This is a genomic window from Pseudomonas sp. PA-7-1E (genome assembly GCF_021605325.1).
GTDB lineage: Bacteria > Pseudomonadota > Gammaproteobacteria > Pseudomonadales > Pseudomonadaceae > Aquipseudomonas > Aquipseudomonas fluorescens_BV.
Genome location: NZ_WKFA01000111.1, coordinates 1 through 3,828, shown reverse-complemented (window position 1 = coordinate 3,828; position 3,828 = coordinate 1). Strand labels below are relative to the sequence as shown.

The 3,828-nt window shown below is 56.0% G+C and carries 4 protein-coding genes; 3 read left to right on the top strand and 1 reads right to left on the bottom strand.

Translation table 11 applies throughout. The annotated features are described in order from the left end of the window. Positions 1-103: 103 nt before the first annotated feature. The 3 genes from tnpA to tnpC all read left to right on the top strand — a co-directional run bounded on the left by tnpA (position 104) and on the right by tnpC (position 2,377). Complete coding sequence (gene tnpA, locus GIW79_RS29345) at positions 104-436, top strand: IS66-like element accessory protein TnpA (protein ID WP_009682494.1); 333 nt, start codon at positions 104-106, stop codon at positions 434-436. After that, complete coding sequence (gene tnpB, locus GIW79_RS29340; RefSeq protein WP_009682493.1) at positions 433-768, top strand: IS66 family insertion sequence element accessory protein TnpB; 336 nt, start codon at positions 433-435, stop codon at positions 766-768. The genes tnpA and tnpB overlap by 4 nt, the downstream gene beginning before the upstream one ends. Before the next feature lie 61 nt (positions 769-829). Continuing rightward, the gene (tnpC, locus tag GIW79_RS29335; RefSeq protein WP_034128274.1) at positions 830-2,377 is read left to right on the top strand and encodes an IS66 family transposase; all 1,548 of its coding nucleotides are present in this window, start codon (positions 830-832) and stop codon (positions 2,375-2,377) included. Positions 2,378-2,509: 132 nt separating this feature from the next. On the opposite strand, the gene GIW79_RS29330 is transcribed toward tnpC, so the two are convergent. Beyond that, the gene (locus tag GIW79_RS29330; protein ID WP_442968640.1) at positions 2,510-3,814 is read right to left on the bottom strand and encodes a methyl-accepting chemotaxis protein; all 1,305 of its coding nucleotides are present in this window, start codon (positions 3,812-3,814) and stop codon (positions 2,510-2,512) included. Between the last annotated feature and the right edge of the window lie 14 nt (positions 3,815-3,828).

The following is a 3,828-nucleotide window of genomic DNA, read 5'->3' as shown; positions in this document are numbered from 1 at the left end:
GTATGCGTACGGCCAAGTCATCTACCCAGCCCTGCAAAGCCAAGACATGGTGTGCACTTACATTTAAGTGGGCACCAGTTCTAGCCTTTTAAGCGGGTATTTCATGCAGCCAACACGCCGTTCCTATTCCAAATCCTTCAAAGCTCAGGTCATTCAAGAGTGTGCCCAGCCCGGTGCTTCGATTGCCAGCATCGCACTCAGCCATAACCTCAACGCAAACCTCGTCCACAAATGGATTCGCCTGCAAGCGCAGAAAAGCACGGCGCTGCAACCTGCATTTATTCCGTTACCCGTGCCGCTGGCAGGGGCGAAATCCCACACATCATCATCGAATATTTGCGTTGAAATACAGCACCCGCGTGGCACCGTCACAGTGAACTGGCCCACTGAAAATGCTGCTGCCTGCGCGACCTTTCTTCGAGACCTTCTGCGATGATTCGCATCGACTCCATCTGGCTCGCCACCGAGCCGATGGACATGCGCGCTGGTACCGAAACGGCATTAGCCAAGGTGATTGCGGTGTTCGGTGCGGCGCAGCCGCACTGTGCTTATCTTTTCGCCAACCGCCGCGCCAATCGCATGAAAGTGCTGGTGCATGACGGCTTCGGCATATGGCTGGCGGCGCGCCGGTTGAGCCAGGGCAAGTTCCACTGGCCAAGCATTCGTCATGGCTCTGAAATGCAGTTGGACACCGAGCAACTCCAAGCCTTGGTATTGGGCCTGCCATGGCAACGAGCAGGTTCCGGCGGCTCGATCACACTGCTTTAACGGCTGCCATTAGCCTATCGGTCTATCGCCGCGAAGCGCCTGCTCTGGCAAAATTCGGCGCATGACTTCTTCTCCCAATCTCGACCAAATGACTCCCGACCAACTGCGTGCCTTAGCTGCGCAATTGCTCTCGCAAGTCGAAACAATGGGTAAGACGGTCGAAACCATGGGCAAGAAGATCAACCGCGATCAGACGGTGATCGAGAAGCTGACCTTCGAAATTGCGCAGCTCAAGCGCTTGAAATTTGCCAAGCGCAGCGAGCAGATGAATCCTGAGCAGGCCAGTTTGCTCGATGACCTGATCGATACAGATATCGCAGCGATTGAAGCAGAGCTTCAGGCCTTGCAAACAGTGCCAGCGGCGACCGAGAAAAAGCAGAAGCCCAAGCGCACTGCATTGCCGGCTGAGTTTCCACGCACACTGATCCATCACGAACCTGACAACACTCACTGCCCATGCGGCTGCGCGCTGAAACGCATCGGTGAAGATGTCAGTGAGAAGTTGGATTACACACCGGGCGTGTTCACCGTCGAGCGTCATGTACGTGGCAAATGGGTCTGCGATGACTGCGAAACGCTTATCCAGGCACCGGTTCCGGCTCAGATCATCGACAAGGGCATCCCAACCGCTGGGCTGCTGGCCCACGTCATGATTGCCAAGTTTGCTGACCATTTACCGCTTTACCGTCAGGAATCGATCTTCGGTCGAGCGGGCCTGGCGATTCCACGCTCAACCTTGGCCGAATGGGTTGGCGTGACTGGGGTTCAGTTGCAGCCGCTGGTCGATGCGCTGCGCGAAGTGGTACTCGGGCAGCAGATTATTCATGCCGATGAAACACCCGTGCAAATGCTCATGCCGGGAACAAAGAAAACCCACCGTTCCTATGTTTGGGCCTACGCCACCAGCCAGTTCTCGGATGTGGCAGCGGTGGTTTATGACTTCAGCCCCAGCCGTGCCGGAGAGCATGCTCGCAACTTCCTGCAAGGCTGGAGGGGCAAGCTGGTCTGTGACGATTTTGGCGGTTACAAAGCCAGCTTCGAACTCGGCGTGACCGAAATCGGCTGCATGGCCCATGCACGGCGCAAATTCTTCGAGCTGCACGCTACGAATAAAAGCACGCTTGCTGAGCAAGCCCTGCGCTATATCCAGTTGTTGTACGAAATCGAGAGCGAAGTCCGCGATCTGGAGCCGGATTTACGGCGGCGAATACGGAAAGAAAAAGCCGTCCCGGTAATGGACATGCTACATGTCTGGATGAGCGCCCAGCGCGACCTTGTGCCCGAAGGCTCAGCCATCAGCAAAGCACTCGATTACAGCCTGAAACGCTGGGCAGCGCTGTCGCGCTACCTCGATGACGGGGCTGTACCCATAGACAACAATTGGGCAGAGAACCAGATCCGACCATGGGCTCTTGGACGCAAGAACTGGCTCTTCGCAGGGTCGCTACGCAGCGGAAAACGGGCGGCGGCGATCATGAGTTTGATCCAGTCTGCGCGGCTCAACGGTCATGATCCGTATGCCTATTTGAAGGACGTGCTCACACGCCTGCCGACGCAGCGGGCGAGTGAAATCGATCATTTGCTGCCGCATATTTGGCAACCGGTCTAATTGCGTAAGACGTGATGCTCGGATGCAAACGTTCAGTTGCGCCCAGTAAGCAGCGATGATGTCATATTGGACAAGCACGCTTATCGTGAGAAATTGGAACAGCCTTACGAGGTTGTGCCCGATACAGTTACATCAGAGCTCTTCCTTTGCCTCGGCGAACTGGCGCACGGCGTCGACTACTTGCCGTGCTCCGCTCTGAATTTCCTCTATCACAAAGCCGGCTTGGCTGACCAAATCGACGCCTTGATCGACCTTTTGGCGACTAGCCTGCATGCTCTCCACAGCATCCTGCGCTAGTTCATGGTTGCGCTTCACAACATCGACGATTTCCACGGTGGCCTGCGCCGTGCGGGCTGCAAGGTTTCGTACTTCATCGGCGACCACCGCAAAACCTCGGCCTTGTTCACCCGCCCTTGCAGCTTCGATAGCAGCATTTAGAGCAAGTAGGTTGGTCTGCTCGGCGATACCTCGGATGGTCTGCACGATGCTGCGGATCATCTCTGACTGCTGATTGACTGCAGTGATGCCTTCAGCCGCTCGTGAGAGCTCGGCTGCTATGCCTTGTACCACCTCGACCGTTTCACTAATGACCTCGGCACCATGGCGAGCGCTTCTGTCCGTCTGCTGGGATATATTGTAGGCGAGCGTGGCTGCATCGGATTCTGCCTGCTGCTGGCGCACTTGGGACGTAATATCACGGGCAAACTTAACTACTTTGTAAAGCCGGCCACTGGCATCGAATACCGGGTTGTAGGTTGCGCTCAGCCAGACGGTATCGCCATGCCGGTTGAGTCGCTGGAAGCGTCCAGAGAAGAACTCACCACGGTTCAGTCGCTCCCAGAAATCGCGGTATTCAGGAGAGTCCGCTTCACCTCGTGTGCAGAACATGCGGTGGTGCTTTCCCCGAATCTCATCCAGGCGATAGCCCATGGCCTGCTCGAAGTTTTCGTTGGCGTCGAGAACCTCACCTTTCAAGTTAAAGGAAATCGCAGCCATCGAGCGACTGATGGCCTGAACCATGCTGCTCTGCTCCTGCTCACGGATCACCTGAGTAGTAATGTCGGTGGCCAGCTTCAGCACGCCTTCGACGCGACCATCGGCGCCTCGGATAGGGTTGTAGCTGGCTTCGAGCCAGACCTCCAGGCCTTGCTTATTACGCCTCAGGAAACGTTCACGTATGTACTCGCCACCAGCCAGGCGCTGCCAGAACTTACGATAGTCGGCACTCGCCTGGTAATCAGGAAAACAGAAAATACGATGGTGCTGTCCGACGATCTCCTCCAGTCGGTAGCCCATGGTGGTAAGAAGGTTCTCATTGGCACCTATGATGGTGCCATCGGGTTTAAATTCAATTGTTGCCGTCGAACGGTCAACGGCCACGGCCCTTGCTTCTGCGGCCTGAAGCTTTTGCAGAGCCTCAGCCAAGGTCTGCTTGATTGCCTTGTTGAACA